The sequence below is a fragment of the Variovorax sp. J31P179 genome (assembly GCF_030316985.1).
Lineage (GTDB): Bacteria > Pseudomonadota > Gammaproteobacteria > Burkholderiales > Burkholderiaceae_C > Variovorax > Variovorax ginsengisoli_B.
In genome coordinates this window covers 1-17209 of record NZ_JASZYL010000028.1, presented here as the reverse complement: position 1 = coordinate 17209, position 17209 = coordinate 1, and the positions used below count along the sequence as shown (strand labels likewise).

Below are 17209 nucleotides of genomic sequence, written 5' to 3'. Positions count from 1 at the left end.
GGGTCTCAGGCGGGGAAGACGCCGGTGGAAAGGTAGCGGTCGCCGCGGTCGCACACCACGAAGACGATCGTCGCATTCTCGACCGTGCGGGCGATCTCGAGCGCCACCCACAACGCGCCGGCGGCCGAGATGCCGCCGAAGATGCCCTCTTCGCGCGCCAGCCGGCGGCACATCTCCTCGGCGTTGTCCTGGCTCACGTTGACCACCTGGTCGACCCGGCTCGGGTCGTAGATCTTCGGCAGGTACTCCTGGGGCCACTTGCGGATGCCCGGGATGCGCGAGCCTTCGTCGGGCTGGGCGCCGACGATGCGCACCGCCGGGTTCTTTTCCTTCAGGAACCGCGACACGCCGGTGATGGTGCCGGTGGTGCCCATCGCGCTCACGAAATGAGTGACGCGCCCGCCGGTGTCGGCCCAGATCTCGGGCCCGGTGGTCTCGTAGTGGATGCGCGGATTGTCGGGATTGGCGAACTGATCGAGCACCCGGCCCTTGCCCTGCTGCATCATCTGCTCGGCGAGATCGCGCGCGTATTCCATGCCGCCGCTCTTCGGGGTCAGCATCAGTTCGGCGCCGAAGGCCTTCATGGTCTGGGCGCGCTCGACCGACAGGTCCTCCGGCATGATCAGCACCATGCGGTAGCCCTTGATCGCCGCCGCCATCGCGAGCGCGATGCCGGTGTTGCCGGAGGTGGCCTCGATCAGGGTGTCGCCGGGCTTGATCTCGCCGCGCTCCTCGGCCCGCTTGATCATCGACAAGGCCGGTCGGTCCTTGACCGAGCCGGCCGGATTGTTGCCTTCGAGCTTGCCCAGGATCACGTTGCCCCGTTGGGCGTTGGCCGCGGCGTCGATGCGCTGCAGCGCGACCAGCGGCGTCTTTCCAATCGCGTCTTCAATCGTCGGATATTGCATGGGGCCACTGTGCCATAATTTTGGGCTGCCTTCCTTCCGTGCCCGGGTGGTGAAATTGGTAGACGCAGGGGACTCAAAATCCCCCGCCGCAAGGCGTGCCGGTTCGATTCCGGCCCCGGGCACCACGTGTTCAGGCGCGCTGGTCAGGTTCGATCAAGGGGTTGGCGCCATCATGACGCCCTCCTCCGACCCTCCAAGGTCTTGCCCGCTTCGGCGGGCTTTTTCTTGGGCGCGACCGGCCCGCACGGGCCCGCAGTGAAAGACAAGACAACCGCCGGCATCGAGGAACCGTCCTGAACGGGCGGGTGCCGAAGCCACCTCTACCAGCGCCGGGCGGTCGTCCATACCGAGTATGCGGCGCGAATCTGACGCCTGCATGAAGCCCCCCGGCAGAAGGGTTTCTGTTCGAGCGGCGCAGGACGGCTCAGGCCGGCGCCTCGACGCCGGCCGCGGGCCGCCGGTCGCGCGTCACCCAGTTGAACAGCGGCGTCGCCATCAGCGTCGTGAAGATCGCCATCAGCACCAGGATCGAGAACAGGCCCGGCAGGATGACGCCGGCCTGCAGGCCGATGTTGATGATGATCAGCTCCATCAGGCCGCGGGCATTCATCAGGGAACCGATCGCGAGCGCATCGCGCTGGCTCTCGCCGGCCGCCCGCGCCGCGGCCCAGCAGGCGATGCCCTTGCCGCAGAACGAAGCCGCGAGGATGGCGATGGCACCGAGCAGGATGCCGGGCTCGAACAGCACCGCCAGCCGGGTGTTGAGGCCGGAATAGGTGAAGAACAACGGCAGCAGGAAGATGACGACGAAGGGCTGCAGCTGTTCGCGCAGCTTCTCGGTCAGCGCACCGCGCGGCAGCGCCGCCCCGAGCAGGAAGCCGCCGAAGACCGCGTGGATGCCGATGGCGTCCATGGCAAAGGCGCTCAGGCAGAACAGCACCAGCACCACGGCCAGCAGCGACGAACTCAGCGGCGCGTCCGGGCGCACGTGCGCGGCCAGCCGCTTGAGCAGCCGCGAGCCCACGAAGACCATGAACAGCGCATAGGCCACGCCGCCGCCGATCGCGGCATAGGCGCCGCCCCAGGCACCGCCGAAGCTGGCCAGCACCACCGCCAGGATGCACCAGGCCGCGGCATCGTCGACCGCGCCCGCCGTCAATGCCAGGGTGCCGAGCGAGGTCCCGGCGAGGCCGCGTTCGTGGATGATCCGCGCCAGCATGGGAAAGGCGGTGATGGCGATCGCCGCACCGAGGAACAGCGCGGCCTCCAGCGGCTTGGCGCGGGCCGAGAACAGGCCCGGGATCTCGTGCAGCCACGGCGCCAGCGCGAAGGCCAGCACGAACGGCACCAGGATGCCCGCCGCCGACACCGAAGCCGCGCTGCGGATACGGCTCTTGAAATGGTCGGCCCGGAATTCGGTGCCGACCAGGAACATGTACAGGCCGACGCCGAGCTGGCCGCCCACGTAGAGCATGGACAGCGTTTCCTTCGGGAAAAGGGCGCGCTGCAATTCGGGAAAGAAAAGCCCGAACAAGGACGGCCCGAGCATCACGCCGGCAATCATCTCCCCCACCACCTGGGGCTGGCCGACCCAGCGTGCCAGCCGGCCCACGAGCTGGCAGATCGCGATGATGGCGGCGACCTGGAGAAAGAAATAGACGGAGAGCTGGGTCGTGGGCATCGCCCGATTCTGCCTTGCCGCGGTGCCTGCCCTGCTGCCCGATGTTTCAGCCCGACGCGAGCCCCGCCGCCACCGTCGGATAGCGCAGCCGCAGCCGCAGCTCGCGCTTCAGCCGGGTGTTGTCGAGCCGCCTCGATTCACCCATGAAGCTCAGCAGCGACAAGGGCAGCTGTGCCTGCGCCTCGTCGCGGGCGATCCGGGGCGGCAGCGGCAGGCCGTAGAGGCGGGCGGCCAGGTCGATGTAGTCGCCCATCTTGATCTCGCTGTCGTCGCTCGCATGGAACGCGCGCTGCGGGCCGCCGCGCCACAGCGCAGCCACGCAGGCGCGGGCCAGGTCGTCGGCATGGATGTGGTTGGTGTAGACGTCGTCCTCGGCCCGCAGCACCGGGGTGCCGCGGCGCAGCCGTTCGCGCGGCGTGCCGCCTTCGCGGTCGGGCGCGTAAATGCCCGGAATGCGCAGGATCCGCACCGCGACGCCGGCACGGCCCAGCCAGCGCACGGTGCGCTCGGCATCGACGCGGCGGTGCGCGCGCGGCGTCTCGGGCCGCAGCACGCGCGTCTCCGCGACCAGGGCGCCGCCGCAATCGCCGTAGACACCGCTGGTCGAGCCATACACGAAGGCCGACGGCAGCGACCGCAGGCGCAGGGCGCGCGCCAGCGCCAGCGTGCGGGCATCGCGCCACCATTGGGCACCCTCCTCCACGCGCGCCGGCGGCGCCAGGTGCAGCACCCGGGTGGCAAGCCCCGCCAGCCGGCGCAGCGATGCCGGTTGGTCCAGGTCGGCCACGATCGGGGTCAGGCCGGCCTGCCGCAGCTGCGGCACGCGCGCGGGCGACGAGGTCAGCGCGATCAGCCGCAGCCGGCCCCGCAGCAGCCCGGCCGCGCGCATCCCGACGTCGCCGCAACCGACCACCAGTACGCGCTCGCGCCGGAAGCGTGAAGGCCTCGCCCCGAGGGGGCTGTTGATTGAGGGCAAAATCCGTTCTCCCTTTTGAGCAGAAAACGAAGAATACCCATGACCAGCGCAGCGCCGAGCGAGGCGGGCTTCCAGATCACGGTCGAACCGAGCGGACGCCATTTCACCGCCCTGGCCGACGAGACCATCCTCGCGGCCGGTATTCGCCAAGGCATCGGCCTCCCCTATGGCTGCAAGGACGGCGCCTGCGGCTCCTGCAAATGCAAGAAGCTGTCGGGCATGGTCACCCTGGGCCCGCACCAGAGCAAGGCGCTCAGCGCCGAGGAACAGCTCGCCGGCTACGTGCTGACCTGCTGCGCCCGCGCCGAGAGCGACGTGGTGCTCGAATCGCGCCAGGTGACCGAGGCCGGCGCCTTTCCGATCCGCAAGATGCCGGTGCGGGTGCAGGCGCTCGCCAGGCAGTCGCACGACGTGGTCCAGCTGCGCCTGCAGCTGCCGGCCGGCGAGCCCTTGCAGTTCCACGCCGGCCAGTACGTGGAGTTCATCCTGCGCGACGGCGCGCGGCGCAGCTACTCGATGGCCAACGCGCCCCACACGCTGCAGCAGCCCGGCACCGGCCTCGAGCTGCACATCCGCCACCTGCCCGGCGGCAAGTTCACCGACCATGTCTTCGGCACGATGAAGGAAAAGGAAATCCTGCGCATCGAGGGCCCCTACGGCAGCTTCTTCCTGCGCGAGGACTCCGACAAGCCGCTGATCCTGCTGGCCTCCGGCACCGGCTTCGCGCCGATCAAGGCACTGCTGGAGCACATGAAGTTCAAGGGCATCGAACGCCCGGCGACGCTCTACTGGGGCGGCCGGCGGCCAGAGGACCTCTACATGGACGACTGGGTGCGGGCCCAGCTGCAGCAGATGCCGCAGCTGCGTTACGTGCCCGTGGTCTCCAACGCGGTGCCCGAGGACGACTGGCGCGGCCGCACCGGCTTCGTCCACCGGGCGGTGCTGGAGGACTTCGACGACCTGTCGGGCCACCAGGTCTATGCCTGCGGCGCGCCGGTGGTGGTCGATTCCGCCAAGCAGGACTACGTCGCGCAGCGCGGCCTGCCCGAAGAAGAGTTCTATGCCGACGCCTTCACGACCGAGGCCGACAAGGCCCTGCCTTGAGGACCTGACACAAAAACCGATGGAATCCATGAAAGCCAGACACTTCCTCCTGACCCTCCTGTCGACCGCCGCCCTGCTGGCCGCCGGTACGGCGAGCGCCCAGCAACGGCCGATCCGGCTGATCGTCCCCTACGCCGCGGGCGGCCCGATCGACGTCACGGCGCGGGTCCTGGCCGAGCGCGTCAAGGACTCCCTGGGCACCGTCATCATCGACAACAAGCCGGGTGCGGGCGGCAACATCGGTGCCGATGCGGTGGCCAAGGCGGCCCCCGACGGCCTGACCATCGGCATCGCGGCCACGGCCACGAACGCGGTCAATCCCTGGCTCTACGCCAAGATGCCCTTCAACGCCGCCACCGATTTCGCGCCGGTGACGCAGATGGTGCGCGTGCCCAACGTGCTGGTGATGAACGCCGACACCGCGCAGCGGCTCAAGATCAACACCCTGGCCGACCTGATCGCCTACGCCAAGGCCAACCCCGGCAAGCTCAACTACGGCAGCGGCGGCAACGGCAGCGCCGGCCACCTGGCGGGCGAGATGTTCAAGAAGGAAGCCGGCATCTTCGCGGTGCACATCCCGTACAACGGCGGCAACCCGGCGCAGCTCGCGCTGCTGTCGGGCCAGGTCGACTTCAATCTCGACAACCTCGCGACGGCGGCGCCGAACATCCGCTCGGGCAAGCTGAAGGCGATCGCGGTGACGACGGCGCAGCGCAGCAGCGCGCTGCCCGAGGTGCCGACGGTGGCCGACACGCTGAAGGGCTTCTCGATCGACACCTGGTGGGGCCTGGTCGCACCGGCGGGCACACCGCCCGAGGTGGTCGCCAAGCTCAACCACGCCTTCGTCGCCGCGCTCGACTCGCCCGACACCAAGACCCGCTTCGCGACGCTGCTGGCCGAACCCGTGGCCAGCACGCCGGATCAGTTCGGCGCCTTCATGAAGAACGAGCTGGCCAAGTACGAAAAGGTCGTCAAGGCCACCGGCGCCAAGGTGGACTGATCACTCGCCGAGGTAGGCGGCCCGCACCTTCGGGTCGCTCAGCATCACCTTGGCGTCGCCGCTCATGGTGATCAGGCCCGACTCCATCACGTAGCCGCGATCGGCCAGCTGCAGCGCGCGGCTGGCGTTCTGCTCGACCAGCAGCACCGTGACGCCCTGGTCGTAGACCTGCTTCACGACTTCGAAGATCTTGTCGACCATGATCGGCGACAGGCCCATCGACGGCTCGTCGAGCAGCAGCACCTTGGGCCGCGCCATCAGCGCACGGCCCATCGCCAGCATCTGCTGCTCGCCGCCCGACATGGTGCCGGCCAGCTGCGTGGCCCGCTCCTTCAGCCGCGGGAAGGTCGAAAACACGCGCTCGATGTCCTTCGCGATCTCGACCTTGTCCTTGCGGATGTAGGCGCCGATCTGCAGGTTCTCGGTGATCGTCATGCGCGTGAAGACGCCGCGCCCCTCGGGCACCATCACCAGGCCCTCGCCGACCAGGTCCCAGGCGCCACGGCCCTTGATGCTCTTGCCGAGGAATTCGATGTCGCCGCCGAGGAAAGGCAGCGTGCCGGTGATGGCCTTCATGGTGGTGGTCTTGCCGGCGCCGTTGGAGCCGATCAGCGACACCAGTTCGCCCTCGCGGACCTCGAAGTCGATGCCCTTGACGGCCTGGATGCCGCCGTAGGCGACCTTCACGCCGCTCACCTTCAGTAGGGTCTGTGCCATCTCAGTGTCCTCCCGTGCCGAGGTAGGCCTCGATCACCTTTTCGTTCTTCTGCACGTCGGCGGGCGTGCCCTCCGCGATCTGCTTGCCGTAGTCGAGCACCGTCACGCGGTCGCACAGGCCCATCACCAGCTTCACGTCGTGCTCGATCAAAAGGATGGTGCGGTTGTCCTTGCGGATGCGGTCGATCAGCTCGCGCAGCATCACCTTCTCGGTCGCGTTCATGCCGGCGGCGGGCTCGTCGAGCGCGATCAGCTGCGGATCGGTGGCGAGTGCGCGGGCGATCTCGAGCCGCCGCTGGTCGCCGTACGAGAGCGTGCGGGCCTTGTAGTCGGCGAACTTGCCGATGCCGACGTACTCGAGCAGTTCATGCGCGCGCTCGGTGATCGCGGCCTCCTCGGCCTTGAATCCCGGCGGGCGGAAGATCGCGCCGAAGACGCCCGAATGGGTGCGCACGTGGCGTCCCACCATCACGTTCTCGAGCGCGGTCATTTCCGCGAACAGCCGGATGTTCTGGAAGGTGCGCGCGATGCCGGCCTTGGCGACCTCATGGACCGCGGTCGGCTGGTAGGGCTTGCCGGCCAGCTCGAAGCTGCCGCTGTCGGGCGTGTAGAGCCCGGTGATCACGTTGAAGAAGGTGGTCTTGCCGGCGCCGTTGGGGCCGATCAGGCCATAGACCTGGCCGCGCAGGATCTTGATGCCGACGTCGGAGAGGGCCTGCAGGCCGCCGAAGCGCTTGGAGATGCCGCGGACGTCGAGGATGGTTTCAGTCATGTTGCGTCCCTGGCTCACGGATTGATCGACATCGGACGCGAGGCGGCACCGGGCACTTCATCGGCCGGCGTCTCGACGCCGGGCGCGGCCGCGGGCATGCCCGAGACGGGCTGGGTGCCTCGACGCGCCAGCGACTTCCCATGTTCGGGCGTGGGCCAGAGGCCGCGCGGACGCACCAGCATGATGATGATCATCGCCAGCGCGATGAACAGCTGGCGCAGGATCGAGGCGTCGAGCCGGCCGCCGGTCATCGACTGCAGCGGCGCGGCCACGTAGCGCAGCACCTCGGGCAGCGCGGCCAGCAGGACGGCGCCCAGGATCACGCCGGGCAGGTGGCCGATGCCGCCGAGCACCACCATCGCGACGATCATCACCGACTCCATCAGGCTGAAGGACTCGGGCGACACGAAGCCCTGGAACGACGCGAACATCGCGCCGGAGACGCCGCCGAAGCTGGCCCCCATCGCGAAGGCCAGCAGCTTCATGTTGCGGGTGTTGATGCCCATCGCCTTGGCCGCGATCTCGTCCTCGCGGATCGCCATCCAGGCGCGGCCGATGCGCGAGACCTGCAGCCGATGCGAAATCATGATGGTGAAGATCACCAGCGCCAGGAACAGGTAGTAGTACAGCGTCACCGAGGAGAGGGTGAAGCCGTCGAACTTCAGGGACTTGCCCAGGTTCAGGCCCCAGAAATGGATCGGGTCGATGGCGGTGATGCCCTTCGGTCCATTGGTGAGGTTGATCGGGTGGTCCAGGTTGTTCAGGAACACGCGGATGATCTCGCCGAAGCCGAGCGTCACGATCGCCAGGTAGTCGCCGCGCAGCTTGAGCGTGGGTGCGCCCAGCAATGCGCCGAACAACGCCGCCAGGCCGAGCGCCGCGGGGACCACCAGCAGCAGCGAACTGTGCAGCCCGTTCGGGAACATGGCCTTGACGGCCGGGAAGGTGTCGGTCAGGTGCGGCGACCCCAGCAGCGCGTACAGGTAGGCGCCGATGGCGAAGAAGGCCACGTAGCCCAGGTCGAGCAGGCCCGCGTAGCCGACCACGATGTTGAGGCCGAGCGCCAGCATCACGTAGAGCAGGGCGATGTCGGCGATCCGGACCCAGGCATTGCCCTGGCTCTGCAGCAGCAGCGGCAGCACCAGCACCGCGAGCATGCCGAACGCGTACAGGAGGGTGTTCTTGCTGTTCTTCATGGTTCGGTCCTCAGGCGCGGTCCGCCACTCGCTCGCCGAGCAGGCCCGAAGGCCGCAGCGTGAGCATAATGATCAGAACGATGAAGGCGAAGATGTCGCTGTAGTGGCTGCCCAGCACATCCCCGGTCAGGGCGCCGATGTAGCCCGATCCGATGGCCTCGATCAGCCCCAGCAGGATGCCGCCGACCACCGCCCCGGCGAGGTTGCCGATGCCGCCGAACACGGCCGCCGTGAAGGCCTTGAGCCCCGGTATGAAGCCCATCGCGTGCTGCGCGATGCCGTAGTTCGAGGCATACATCACGCCCGCCACCGCCGCCAGCACGGCGCCGATGATGAAGGTGGCGGAGATCACCATGTCGGGGCGGATGCCCATCAGCGCGGCCACCCGCGGGTTCTCCGCCGTGGCGCGCATCGCGCGCCCCAGCTTGGTGTAGTTGACCAGCCAGCTGAGGACCGCCAGGCAGATCGCGGTCACCGCGAGGATCATCACCTGGGTCGGCGAGATCACTGCGCCGCCGACATGAATCGGCGTGGTCGACAGCAGGTTCGGATAGGCCTTGTTGGTCGGCTTCCAGATGATCATCGCCAGCGTCTGCAGCAGGATCGACATGCCGATCGCGGTGATCAGCGGCGCCAGCTTGGGACTGTTGCGCAGCGGCCGGTAGGCCACCTTCTCGATGACGAAGTTGAGCGTGGCGGCGACCACGCAGGCGATCAGCAGTGCGATGAGCAGGATCAGCCAGCCCGGCGTGCCGGGCATCGATTCCTGCATGAGCCCGATGATGCTCCAGCTGGTCAGTGCCCCGACCATGAGCACTTCGCCGTGGGCGAAATTGATGAGGTTGATGATGCCGTACACCATGGTATAGCCCAAGGCTATCAAGGCGTACATGCTGCCCAGAACCAGACCGTTGATGATCTGCTGCAGCAAGATGTCCATAACGAGAATCCCTTTTTTTGTGTTGACGCCCTCGAGAGGCGCCCGGCTGACCCTGGCGCTCTGGTTGGAACGCTGAGGTTTCACTTAGCAAAAAACCCGCCAGCATGTGACGACGGCGGGTTTGTGGCGGGATTGTAATTTCGCCCGAACGCCGTTCTGGTGCGGTTTCGACGGGGTTTTCCCGCTGGCGCGCGCTGGAAGTGCGTCAATGTGCGCGCAGCGCGCAAGGGAGTATCGACCAACTGACCGGGTTGGTCAGCTGGCCGCGTCCGTATTGCGCTTTCGTAGCTCGCGCAGCTTTTCCGCAATGCGGATTTCGAGTCCGCGCTCCACCGGGCGGTAGAAGGGTGGCGCATCGAGGCCCTCGGGCAGGTAGGTCTCGCCGGCTGCGAAGCCGCCCTCCTCGTCGTGCGCGTAGCGATAGCCCTTGCCGTAGTCGAGCTGCTTCATGAGCCGGGTCGGGGCGTTGCGCAGATGCATGGGCACCGGCCGGGTGCCGTCCGACTTGATGAAGGCCTTGACCTCGTTGTAGGCCTTGTAGACCGCGTTCGATTTCGGCGCCACGGCCAGGTAGACCACGCACTGGGCCAGCGCCAGCTCACCCTCGGGGCTGCCCAGCCGCTCGTAGACCTCGGCCGCATCGAGCGCCAGCCGCAGCGCGCGGGGGTCGGCCAGGCCGATGTCCTCGCTCGCCATGCGAACCAGCCGGCGCGCCATGTAGCGCGGATCGGCGCCGCCGTCGAGCATGCGAACGAACCAGTACAGCGCGGCATCTGGATCGCTGCCGCGCACCGATTTGTGCAGCGCGGAGATGGTGTCGTAGAACTGCTCGCCTCCCTTGTCGTAGCGGCGCAGCCGCTCGCCGAGCACCCGCAGCAGCCAGGCATCGGTGATGGCGTCGAGTTTCTCGGCGCCGGCGGCGACCGCCAGCGTCTCGAGCGTGTTGAGCAGGCGCCGGGCGTCGCCGTCGGCGTATGCGACCAGCCGGTCGACCGCCTCGGCGTCGATCGCCGGCACCGCCTGGATGGCCTGGGCCCGCTCGACGATCTGCTGCAGGTCGGCTTCGCCGAGCGGCTGCAGCACGTACACCGCGGCCCGCGACAGCAGGGCCGAGTTGACCTCGAAGGACGGGTTCTCGGTGGTGGCGCCGATGAATGTGAACAGGCCCGACTCGACATGCGGCAGGAAGGCGTCCTGCTGGCTCTTGTTGAAGCGATGCACCTCATCGACGAACACGATGGTGCGGCGCTGCTCCAGCCCGTCGCGCGCGGAGGTGGCGCGCTCCACCGCCTCGCGGATGTCCTTCACGCCGCCGAGCACCGCGCTGATGCTCAGGAACTGGGCATCGAAGGCATCGGCCATCAGGCGCGCGATCGTCGTCTTGCCGACGCCGGGCGGGCCCCACAGGATGCACGAGTGCGGCTGGCCCGATTCGAAGGCGATGCGCAGCGGCATGCCCGCACCGAGCAGGTGCTGCTGGCCGATGACCTCCCCCAGCGTCCGGGGGCGCAGTCGTTCGGCGAGGGGCGGGAGGTTGGAGGTGGCCATCCGCGGCCGGCGCTACTGGCGGATCACGTCGGCACCGCTCGGCACCTTGAACTGGAAGGTCGAGGGCGGCAGCGACGGATTGACCTCGACCTTGCCGAACTTCAGCACCGAGCGCTGGCCGAAACTGTCGAGGATCTCGAGCGCGGACAGGGCCTCGCCCTGGAAACCGATCTGCACGCTCTGCAACTGGCCGTCCTTGCTCTTGGGCGTGGCCTTGACCCACTGCAGGCCGTCGCGATCGGCTGCGCCCTCGAGCGTGAAGTCGGCCTGCAGGGCCCGCAGGTCGGGCGCGGCGGCGATCAGCGCGGCCGGCGTCGAGCCCAGGGCCTGCGCCTGCTTGCGCTGCGTGACCTGGTTCAGGTCGGCGTCGTAGAGCCAGAGCGTCTGGCCGTCGGCGACGATGTTCTGCACGAAGGGCTTCTGGTAGTCGAACCTGAACTTGCCCGGACGCTGGAACGCGAAGCTGCCGGTCGACACCTTGGGCCGTGACTCCTGGCCGTCCTTGGGCGGCGCAGTGACGGTTTGCGTGAACTCGGCACGGCCGGACTTCACCGTCTTGACGAAGGCCTCCAGGCTTTCGAGGCCGCCCGCCCAGGCGCCGCCGGCCAGCAAGGCCAGCGCCGCACCCGCTATCAATTTCTTCATCTGGACTCCGTTCACTCGGCCCGGGCCGGCACCAGTATCTCGCGCTGGCCGCTGCCGCTCATGGCGCTCACCAGGCCGGCGTTCTCCATGTCCTCGACCAGCCGCGCGGCCCGGTTGTAGCCGATCTTCAAGTGGCGCTGCACCAGCGAGATGCTGGCCTTGCGGTGCTTGAGCACGACCTCGACCGCCTGGTCGTACATCGGGTCCTTCTCGCCGCCGCCATCGCCGCCGCCTTCGCCCAGCAGATCGCCGTCGCCATCGACCGTACCGCCTTCGAGCACGCCTTCGATGTAGTCCGGCTCCCCTTGCGACTTGAGGTAGGCGACCACGCGGTGCACTTCCTCGTCGCTCACGAAGGCGCCGTGCACGCGCACCGGCAGCCCGGTGCCGCTCGGCATGTAGAGCATGTCGCCCATGCCGAGCAGCGCCTCGGCACCCATCTGGTCGAGGATGGTGCGCGAGTCGATCTTGCTCGACACCTGGAAGGCGATGCGGGTCGGGATATTGGCCTTGATGAGGCCGGTGATCACGTCGACGCTGGGCCGCTGGGTCGCCAGGATCAGGTGGATGCCGGCCGCCCGCGCCTTCTGCGCCAGGCGGGCGATCAGTTCCTCGATCTTCTTGCCGACCACCATCATCAGGTCGGCCAGTTCGTCGATCACCACCACGATGTGGGGTTCGCGGGCCAGCGGCTCGGGGCTGTCGGGCGTCAGGCTGAAGGGGTTGTAGATGAACTCCTCGCGCGCCTTGGCCTCGTCGATCTTCTGGTTGTAGCCGGCCAGGTTGCGCACCCCCAGCTTGCTCATCAGCTTGTAGCGGCGCTCCATCTCGGCCACGCACCAGTTCAGGCCGTGGGCCGCCTGCCGCATGTCGGTGACGACCGGCGCCAGCAGGTGCGGGATGCCTTCGTAGACCGACATCTCGAGCATCTTCGGATCGATCATCAGCAGGCGCACGTCGCGCGCCTCGGCCTTGTACAAGAGGCTCAGGATCATCGCGTTGATGCCGACCGACTTGCCCGAGCCGGTGGTGCCGGCGACCAGCACGTGCGGCATCTTGGCCAGGTCGGCCACCACCGGATTGCCGATGATGTCCTTGCCCAGGCCCATCGTGAGCATCGACTTGCCCTCGTTGTAGACCTGCGATCCGAGGATCTCGCTGAGCCTGATCGACTGCCGCTTGGCATTCGGCAGCTCGAGCGCCATGTAGTTCTTGCCGGGAATGGTCTCGACCACGCGGATCGACACCAGCGACAGCGAACGCGCCAGGTCCTTCGCGAGGCCCACGATCTGCGAGCCCTTGACGCCGGTGGCGGGCTCGATCTCATAGCGGGTGATCACCGGACCCGGCGAAGCCAGCACCACGCGGACCTCGACGCCGAAGTCCTTGAGCTTCTTCTCGATCATGCGCGAGGTCATCTCGAGCGTGTCGGGCGACACCGTTTCCTGGCGCGCCTGCGCGGCATCGAGCAGGTCGACCTGCGGCAGCTTGCTGTCGGGCAACTCGCGGAAAAGCGGCTTCTGGCGTTCCTTCGCCACCCGGTCGCTCTTCGGCACCTCGGCCAGGGCCGGCTCGATCTGGACGGGCGGCGACGGCGCGCGCCGCTTGGGCCGCGGCAGAATGCGCAGCTCTTCGTCGGGCACCTCGGGTTCGGGCCCGCTGTCGAAAGCCGACAGTTCCTCGCGCTCGCGCACCGCCTGCTTGCCCATGGCGATGTCCTGGGCGATCTCGCGCTTCTCGCGCCGCGACTCGAACAGCGAATACAGGCGCGAGCCGATGCGCTCGGCGATCTGGCCCCAGGAAAAACGGAACACCAGGGCCGAGCCGATGACGCCGCCGGCGATCGCGATCAGCGCCGAGCCGGTGAAGCCCATCCACTTCACGCTGGCCGGGCCGACCAGGTAGCCGAGCACCCCGCCGCCGTGACCCGGCAGCCGGAATTCGAGCCGATAGAGGCGCGACCATTCGAGCATGGCGCTGGCGCACAGCAGCAGGATCAGGCCGAACCAGAAGGCCAGGCGACTGCGATTGAAGGGCCCGCGCGGCGCTTGCTCGGCCGCGGCGGCCTCGCCGCCGCGCATCCATCCGGCCAGCGAGGACAGCCAGACCCGCAGCCCAGCCGCCAGGCACCACCAGACCGAATAGCCGGCCAGGAAGTAGCTGGCATCGGCCAGCCAGGCGCCGATGCGGCCGCCCCAGTTCTTGACCTCGCCCCCGGTGCCCGAAGTCGACCAGGCGGCATCCGACGGCGTGAAGCTCAGCATCGCGAGCAGCCAGAACAGCAGCACGACGAAACCGGCGATCAGCGTGATCTCGTGGGCGAAGCGCATTGCGCGCAGCCGGACCGGCTGCGGCTCGCCGGCCGCGGAGTTTTGAAGGGTATTGAGCGAATAAGTCATGAAAGGCAGGCCGTCCGGCCCGCGACGGCGGGCAGGAGATCCGGCAACACTACAACGAAAACGCCCACGGCCGCGTTGTCAGGGCCGGCGACGTTGTGGCCGGCGCGCTGCGGCGCCGCCGGCCTGACTGTCAGGTGAGCGATGAGAGCCGTTCCTTGACGATCATCGAGCCATCGACCTGGGTCTGGACGAAGCCGCGCTCCTCCAGGTCCTTCATGACGCGGCTGACCATCTCGCGCGACGCGCCGACCATCTTGGCCAGGTCCTGGCGCGAGATCTTGTCGCGCACCTTGAGGTTGCCCTCGCCGTCGTCGACCGCGAACTCGAGCAGCGAACGCGCCACCCGGCCGTAGACATCCATCAGTGCCAGCGATTCGATCTTGCGGTCGGCATGGCGCAGGCGCGACACCAGGCCGCGCATGATGTTGTAGGACATCGAGGAGTTCTCGGGCAGGCAGCGCGCGAAGGCGTCCCGGCCGAGCATCAGCACGTCGGTCTGGATCTCGGTGCGCACCGTGGCCGAATGCGGCTCGTCGTCGATCATGCTCATCTCGCCGACATAGTCGCCCGGATGCAAGGTCGCCAGGATGACTTCCCGGCCCCGGCTGTCGGTGCTCATGACGCGGGCCCGGCCGGTCAGGATGATGTAGAGCGCATCCGACTTCTTGCCCTGTTCGACCACGACCTCGGCGCGCTTGAAGCGCTTCTTGACGATCGCGTCCGCGATGCTTGCGGACTGGGCGGGCGTCAGCGCTGCGAACAAAGGCACGCGACGGAGCAACTCAAGATTGGACAACATCGACATTCATCAATCCCCGAAACGGCGCAATTGCATCACCGATGGATTCATACAATCGCCCCCATTGAAAGGAGCCACCGGCCGGCCTTGAACCGAACGGTGATACTCCATATCTATCAAACACCCTGAAAATGTACACGCTGCTGCAGCGCCAATCCTAGGTTTTCTACTCATGTCATCCCCTCGCCACGCTAAGGTCCTCATTCTCGGCTCCGGCCCGGCCGGCTACACCGCGGCAGTCTACGCGGCGCGCGCCAATCTCGAACCGATGCTGATCACCGGCATGGCCCAGGGCGGCCAGCTCATGACCACCACCGAAGTGGACAACTGGCCGGCCGACGTCCACGGCGTGCAGGGTCCCGACCTGATGCAGCGCTTCCTGGAGCACGCCGAGCGCTTCAAGACCGAGATCGTCTTCGACCACATCAGCAAGGTCGACTTCAGCCAGCGCCCCTTCACCCTCACCGGCGACAGCGGCGTCTACACCTGCGACGCGCTGATCATCGCCACCGGCGCCTCGGCCAAGTACCTGGGGCTCGATTCCGAGCAGCATTTCATGGGCCGCGGCGTCTCGGGCTGCGCCACCTGCGACGGCTTCTTCTACCGCGAGCAGGAAGTCTGCGTGATCGGTGGCGGCAACACCGCGGTCGAGGAGGCGCTGTACCTGTCGAATATCGCCAGCAAGGTCACGCTGGTGCACCGGCGCGACAAGTTCCGAGCCGAGCCGATCCTGATCGACAAGCTGCACGCCAAGGTGGCCGAGGGCAAGATCGAGCTCAAGGTGCACAACACGCTGGAGCAGGTGCTCGGCGACGACTCGGGCGTGACCGGCATCCGGCTCAAGAACACCCAGACCGGCGCCACCGAGGACTTGCAGCTCAAGGGCTGTTTCATCGCCATCGGCCACCACCCGAACACCGACATCTTCCAGGGCCAGCTCGAGATGAAGGACGGCTACATCCTCACCCGCTCGGGCCTTCAGGGCTTCGCGACCATGACCAGCGTGCCCGGCGTGTTCGCGGCCGGCGACGTGCAGGACCATGTCTACCGCCAGGCCATCACCAGCGCCGGGACCGGCTGCATGGCCGCCCTCGACGCCCAGCGCTTTCTCGAGCAGGAGTAAGCGGCAGACGGCCTCACTGGAGCCGAGGGGGCGATTGGGCTATAATCCAAGGCTTTGCCGAAATTGACCCATGTGGTCGGGGCGGCAAGCCGGGGTACCGCCACCCGTTTTCTGGCGAGGTCAAGCTGCAAACCACCCACGCAACCCTGCTGCGTTGCCTTGGTGCCAGCTGTTCAAGAAAGAGTGTCCAACATGGCACGCGTCTGCGAAGTCACGGGCAAGGGCCCGATGGTCGGAAACAATGTTTCCCACGCCAACAACAAAACCAAGCGCCGGTTCCTGCCGAACCTGCAATACCGTCGTTTCTGGGTCGAAACGGAAAACCGCTGGGTTCGCCTGCGGGTTTCGAGCGCTGCCCTGCGCCTGATCGACAAGAACGGCATCGACGCCGTGCTCGCAGACCTGCGTGCACGCGGCCAAGCTTAAGGAGCTGAATCATGGCAACGAGCAAAGGCGGACGCGAGAAGATCAAGCTGGAATCCACCGCGGGTACCGGCCATTTCTACACGACCAGCAAGAACAAGAAGACGATGCCTGAAAAGATGTCGATCATGAAGTTCGACCCGAAGGCACGAAAGCACGTCGAATACAAGGAAATCAAGCTGAAGTAATTCGGCGCTTTTCCATAAAAAAACCCGCTGCGATCCAGCGGGTTTTTTGTTGCCCGTCAATTTGCGAAGGCAAGAAAAAGCCGGCTCGAAAGCCGGCTTTTCAGTGGGGGCGCAGCAGTGTCAGGCGCGGGCTGCACGCAGGCGGGTCGAGAACTCGCGCAGGCCGGCGATGCCGCTGGCCTCGGCGCGGTGGCACCAGGCGGCCAGGTCGGCCGCCAGCTGTTCGCGCGAGTTCGAGGTGTTGAGCCACAACTGGCGCAGCTCTTCGCGCATGGTCACCATCTTGTCGAGCACCGGGTGGGCCGCGCGGGCCTGGACCAGGTTCGAGCGCGCAGCAGCCGGCACCTTGTCGTCGTCGCGGTGCAGCCAGGTCTTGGCCGCCTTCAGTACCGACAGGTCGGCGCCCTTGGCCTTGAGCTGCGCCAGCTCTTCGCGGGTGGCACGGCGCATTTCGCGTGCATAGCCGGCCATGACTTCATAGCGGTTGGCGATCACGGCCTCGAGGGTCTTCTCGTTGGCCACCGGCACCACGTCGCCCAACTGCATCTTGGGCGGCAGCTTCTTGACCTTGGCCCAGCCGATCTTCTGCATCAGGCTGATGTAGACCCAGCCGATGTCGAACTCGTACTTCTTGACCGAGAACTTGGCTGAGGTCGGGTAGGTGTGGTGGTTGTTGTGAAGCTCTTCGCCGCCGATGATGATCCCCCAGGGGATCAGGTTGGTGCTGGCGTCGGTGGCTTCGAAATTGCGGTAGCCCCAGAAATGGCCGATGCCGTTGACGACGCCGGCG

Annotated in this window: 17 protein-coding genes and 1 tRNA gene; 6 read left to right on the top strand and 12 right to left on the bottom strand. The window is 67.2% G+C overall.

Translation table 11 applies throughout. The features are described 5' to 3' along the window. Nucleotides 1-5 precede the first annotated feature (5 nt). Nucleotides 6-908: a cysteine synthase CysM gene (gene cysM / locus QTI17_RS34155; protein WP_286538571.1), complete on the bottom strand. Its 903-nt coding sequence runs from the start codon at nt 906-908 to the stop codon at nt 6-8. Between the two features lie 40 nt (nt 909-948). Between cysM and QTI17_RS34150 the strand changes: the two genes are divergently transcribed. Beyond that, nucleotides 949-1033: transfer RNA gene (locus QTI17_RS34150), tRNA-Leu, on the top strand. A 299-nt stretch (nt 1034-1332) separates the two neighbouring features. Here the strand turns inward: QTI17_RS34150 and QTI17_RS34145 are convergent. Both QTI17_RS34145 and QTI17_RS34140 read right to left on the bottom strand, forming a co-directional pair. After that, nucleotides 1333-2589 (bottom strand): cation:proton antiporter, encoded by a 1257-nt coding sequence (locus QTI17_RS34145; protein WP_286538569.1) that lies wholly within the window; start codon nt 2587-2589, stop codon nt 1333-1335. Between the two features lie 46 nt (nt 2590-2635). Continuing rightward, on the bottom strand, nt 2636-3565 hold the full coding sequence (locus tag QTI17_RS34140; protein ID WP_286538567.1) for an NAD-dependent epimerase/dehydratase family protein: 930 nt from the start codon (nt 3563-3565) through the stop codon (nt 2636-2638). Nucleotides 3566-3604: 39 nt separating this feature from the next. Here QTI17_RS34140 and QTI17_RS34135 point away from each other — a divergent pair, with 39 nt between their 5' ends. Both QTI17_RS34135 and QTI17_RS34130 read left to right on the top strand, forming a co-directional pair. Continuing rightward, a complete protein-coding gene (locus QTI17_RS34135) occupies nt 3605-4669 on the top strand; it encodes a CDP-6-deoxy-delta-3,4-glucoseen reductase (RefSeq protein ID WP_286538564.1) in 1065 nt (354 codons plus the stop codon). A gap of 28 nt (nt 4670-4697) precedes the next feature. Continuing rightward, nucleotides 4698-5669, top strand: coding sequence for a Bug family tripartite tricarboxylate transporter substrate binding protein (locus tag QTI17_RS34130; protein ID WP_286538563.1), 972 nt, complete (start codon nt 4698-4700; stop codon nt 5667-5669). Here the strand turns inward: QTI17_RS34130 and QTI17_RS34125 are convergent, their stop codons facing one another. From QTI17_RS34125 to QTI17_RS34090, 8 genes are all read right to left on the bottom strand, one after another. Next, complete coding sequence (locus QTI17_RS34125) at nt 5670-6386, bottom strand: ABC transporter ATP-binding protein (RefSeq protein ID WP_286524904.1); 717 nt, start codon at nt 6384-6386, stop codon at nt 5670-5672. A 1-nt stretch (nt 6387) separates the two neighbouring features. Beyond that, the gene (locus QTI17_RS34120) at nt 6388-7158 is read right to left on the bottom strand and encodes an ABC transporter ATP-binding protein (RefSeq protein ID WP_286524905.1); all 771 of its coding nucleotides are present in this window, start codon (nt 7156-7158) and stop codon (nt 6388-6390) included. Nucleotides 7159-7172: 14 nt separating this feature from the next. Further along, nucleotides 7173-8354, bottom strand: a complete 1182-nt coding sequence (locus QTI17_RS34115; RefSeq protein WP_286538562.1) for a branched-chain amino acid ABC transporter permease — start codon at nt 8352-8354, stop codon at nt 7173-7175. Between the two features lie 10 nt (nt 8355-8364). Continuing rightward, on the bottom strand, nt 8365-9294 hold the full coding sequence (locus tag QTI17_RS34110; RefSeq protein WP_286511123.1) for a branched-chain amino acid ABC transporter permease: 930 nt from the start codon (nt 9292-9294) through the stop codon (nt 8365-8367). A gap of 255 nt (nt 9295-9549) precedes the next feature. After that, nucleotides 9550-10842, bottom strand: coding sequence for a replication-associated recombination protein A (locus QTI17_RS34105; RefSeq protein ID WP_286524908.1), 1293 nt, complete (start codon nt 10840-10842; stop codon nt 9550-9552). A 12-nt stretch (nt 10843-10854) separates the two neighbouring features. Then, on the bottom strand, nt 10855-11487 hold the full coding sequence (gene lolA / locus QTI17_RS34100) for an outer membrane lipoprotein periplasmic chaperone LolA (RefSeq protein ID WP_286538561.1): 633 nt from the start codon (nt 11485-11487) through the stop codon (nt 10855-10857). Between the two features lie 11 nt (nt 11488-11498). After that, nucleotides 11499-13886, bottom strand: coding sequence for a DNA translocase FtsK (locus QTI17_RS34095; protein ID WP_286538560.1), 2388 nt, complete (start codon nt 13884-13886; stop codon nt 11499-11501). A gap of 130 nt (nt 13887-14016) precedes the next feature. Next, nucleotides 14017-14691 carry a Crp/Fnr family transcriptional regulator gene (locus QTI17_RS34090; protein WP_286538558.1) on the bottom strand — a complete coding sequence of 225 codons (675 nt, stop codon included), beginning with the start codon at nt 14689-14691 and terminating at the stop codon, nt 14017-14019. A 166-nt stretch (nt 14692-14857) separates the two neighbouring features. Between QTI17_RS34090 and trxB the strand changes: the two genes are divergently transcribed. The 3 genes from trxB (at nt 14858) to rpmG (ending at nt 16419) form a co-directional block, all read left to right on the top strand. Next, nucleotides 14858-15808, top strand: coding sequence for a thioredoxin-disulfide reductase (gene trxB, locus QTI17_RS34085; protein ID WP_286524911.1), 951 nt, complete (start codon nt 14858-14860; stop codon nt 15806-15808). A 192-nt stretch (nt 15809-16000) separates the two neighbouring features. Next, a complete protein-coding gene (rpmB, locus tag QTI17_RS34080) occupies nt 16001-16234 on the top strand; it encodes a 50S ribosomal protein L28 (protein ID WP_028251282.1) in 234 nt (77 codons plus the stop codon). Between the two features lie 11 nt (nt 16235-16245). Continuing rightward, entirely contained in the window at nt 16246-16419 is a 174-nt protein-coding gene (rpmG, locus tag QTI17_RS34075; RefSeq protein WP_007830291.1) for a 50S ribosomal protein L33, read from the top strand. Between the two features lie 120 nt (nt 16420-16539). On the opposite strand, the gene QTI17_RS34070 is transcribed toward rpmG, so the two are convergent. Further along, nucleotides 16540-17209: DesA/ISL3 alpha bundle tail domain-containing protein (locus tag QTI17_RS34070; RefSeq protein WP_286538556.1), on the bottom strand; the 670-nt coding region annotated here is incomplete at its 5' end.

Bases quoted from the DNA above. Each gene is read 5' to 3' on its own strand.
- cysM (WP_286538571.1), bottom strand. From the start codon at position 908: ATGCAATATCCGACGATTGAAGACGCGATTGGAAAGACGCCGCTGGTC.
- QTI17_RS34145 (WP_286538569.1), bottom strand. From the start codon at position 2,589: ATGCCCACGACCCAGCTCTCCGTCTATTTCTTTCTCCAGGTCGCCGCC.
- QTI17_RS34135 (WP_286538564.1), top strand. From the start codon at position 3,605: ATGACCAGCGCAGCGCCGAGCGAGGCGGGCTTCCAGATCACGGTCGAA.
- QTI17_RS34130 (WP_286538563.1), top strand. From the start codon at position 4,698: ATGAAAGCCAGACACTTCCTCCTGACCCTCCTGTCGACCGCCGCCCTG.
- QTI17_RS34125 (WP_286524904.1), bottom strand. From the start codon at position 6,386: ATGGCACAGACCCTACTGAAGGTGAGCGGCGTGAAGGTCGCCTACGGC.
- QTI17_RS34120 (WP_286524905.1), bottom strand. From the start codon at position 7,158: ATGACTGAAACCATCCTCGACGTCCGCGGCATCTCCAAGCGCTTCGGC.
- QTI17_RS34115 (WP_286538562.1), bottom strand. From the start codon at position 8,354: ATGAAGAACAGCAAGAACACCCTCCTGTACGCGTTCGGCATGCTCGCG.
- QTI17_RS34110 (WP_286511123.1), bottom strand. From the start codon at position 9,294: ATGGACATCTTGCTGCAGCAGATCATCAACGGTCTGGTTCTGGGCAGC.
- QTI17_RS34105 (WP_286524908.1), bottom strand. From the start codon at position 10,842: ATGGCCACCTCCAACCTCCCGCCCCTCGCCGAACGACTGCGCCCCCGG.
- lolA (WP_286538561.1), bottom strand. From the start codon at position 11,487: ATGAAGAAATTGATAGCGGGTGCGGCGCTGGCCTTGCTGGCCGGCGGC.
- QTI17_RS34095 (WP_286538560.1), bottom strand. From the start codon at position 13,886: ATGACTTATTCGCTCAATACCCTTCAAAACTCCGCGGCCGGCGAGCCG.
- QTI17_RS34090 (WP_286538558.1), bottom strand. From the start codon at position 14,691: ATGTCGATGTTGTCCAATCTTGAGTTGCTCCGTCGCGTGCCTTTGTTC.
- trxB (WP_286524911.1), top strand. From the start codon at position 14,858: ATGTCATCCCCTCGCCACGCTAAGGTCCTCATTCTCGGCTCCGGCCCG.
- rpmB (WP_028251282.1), top strand. From the start codon at position 16,001: ATGGCACGCGTCTGCGAAGTCACGGGCAAGGGCCCGATGGTCGGAAAC.
- rpmG (WP_007830291.1), top strand. From the start codon at position 16,246: ATGGCAACGAGCAAAGGCGGACGCGAGAAGATCAAGCTGGAATCCACC.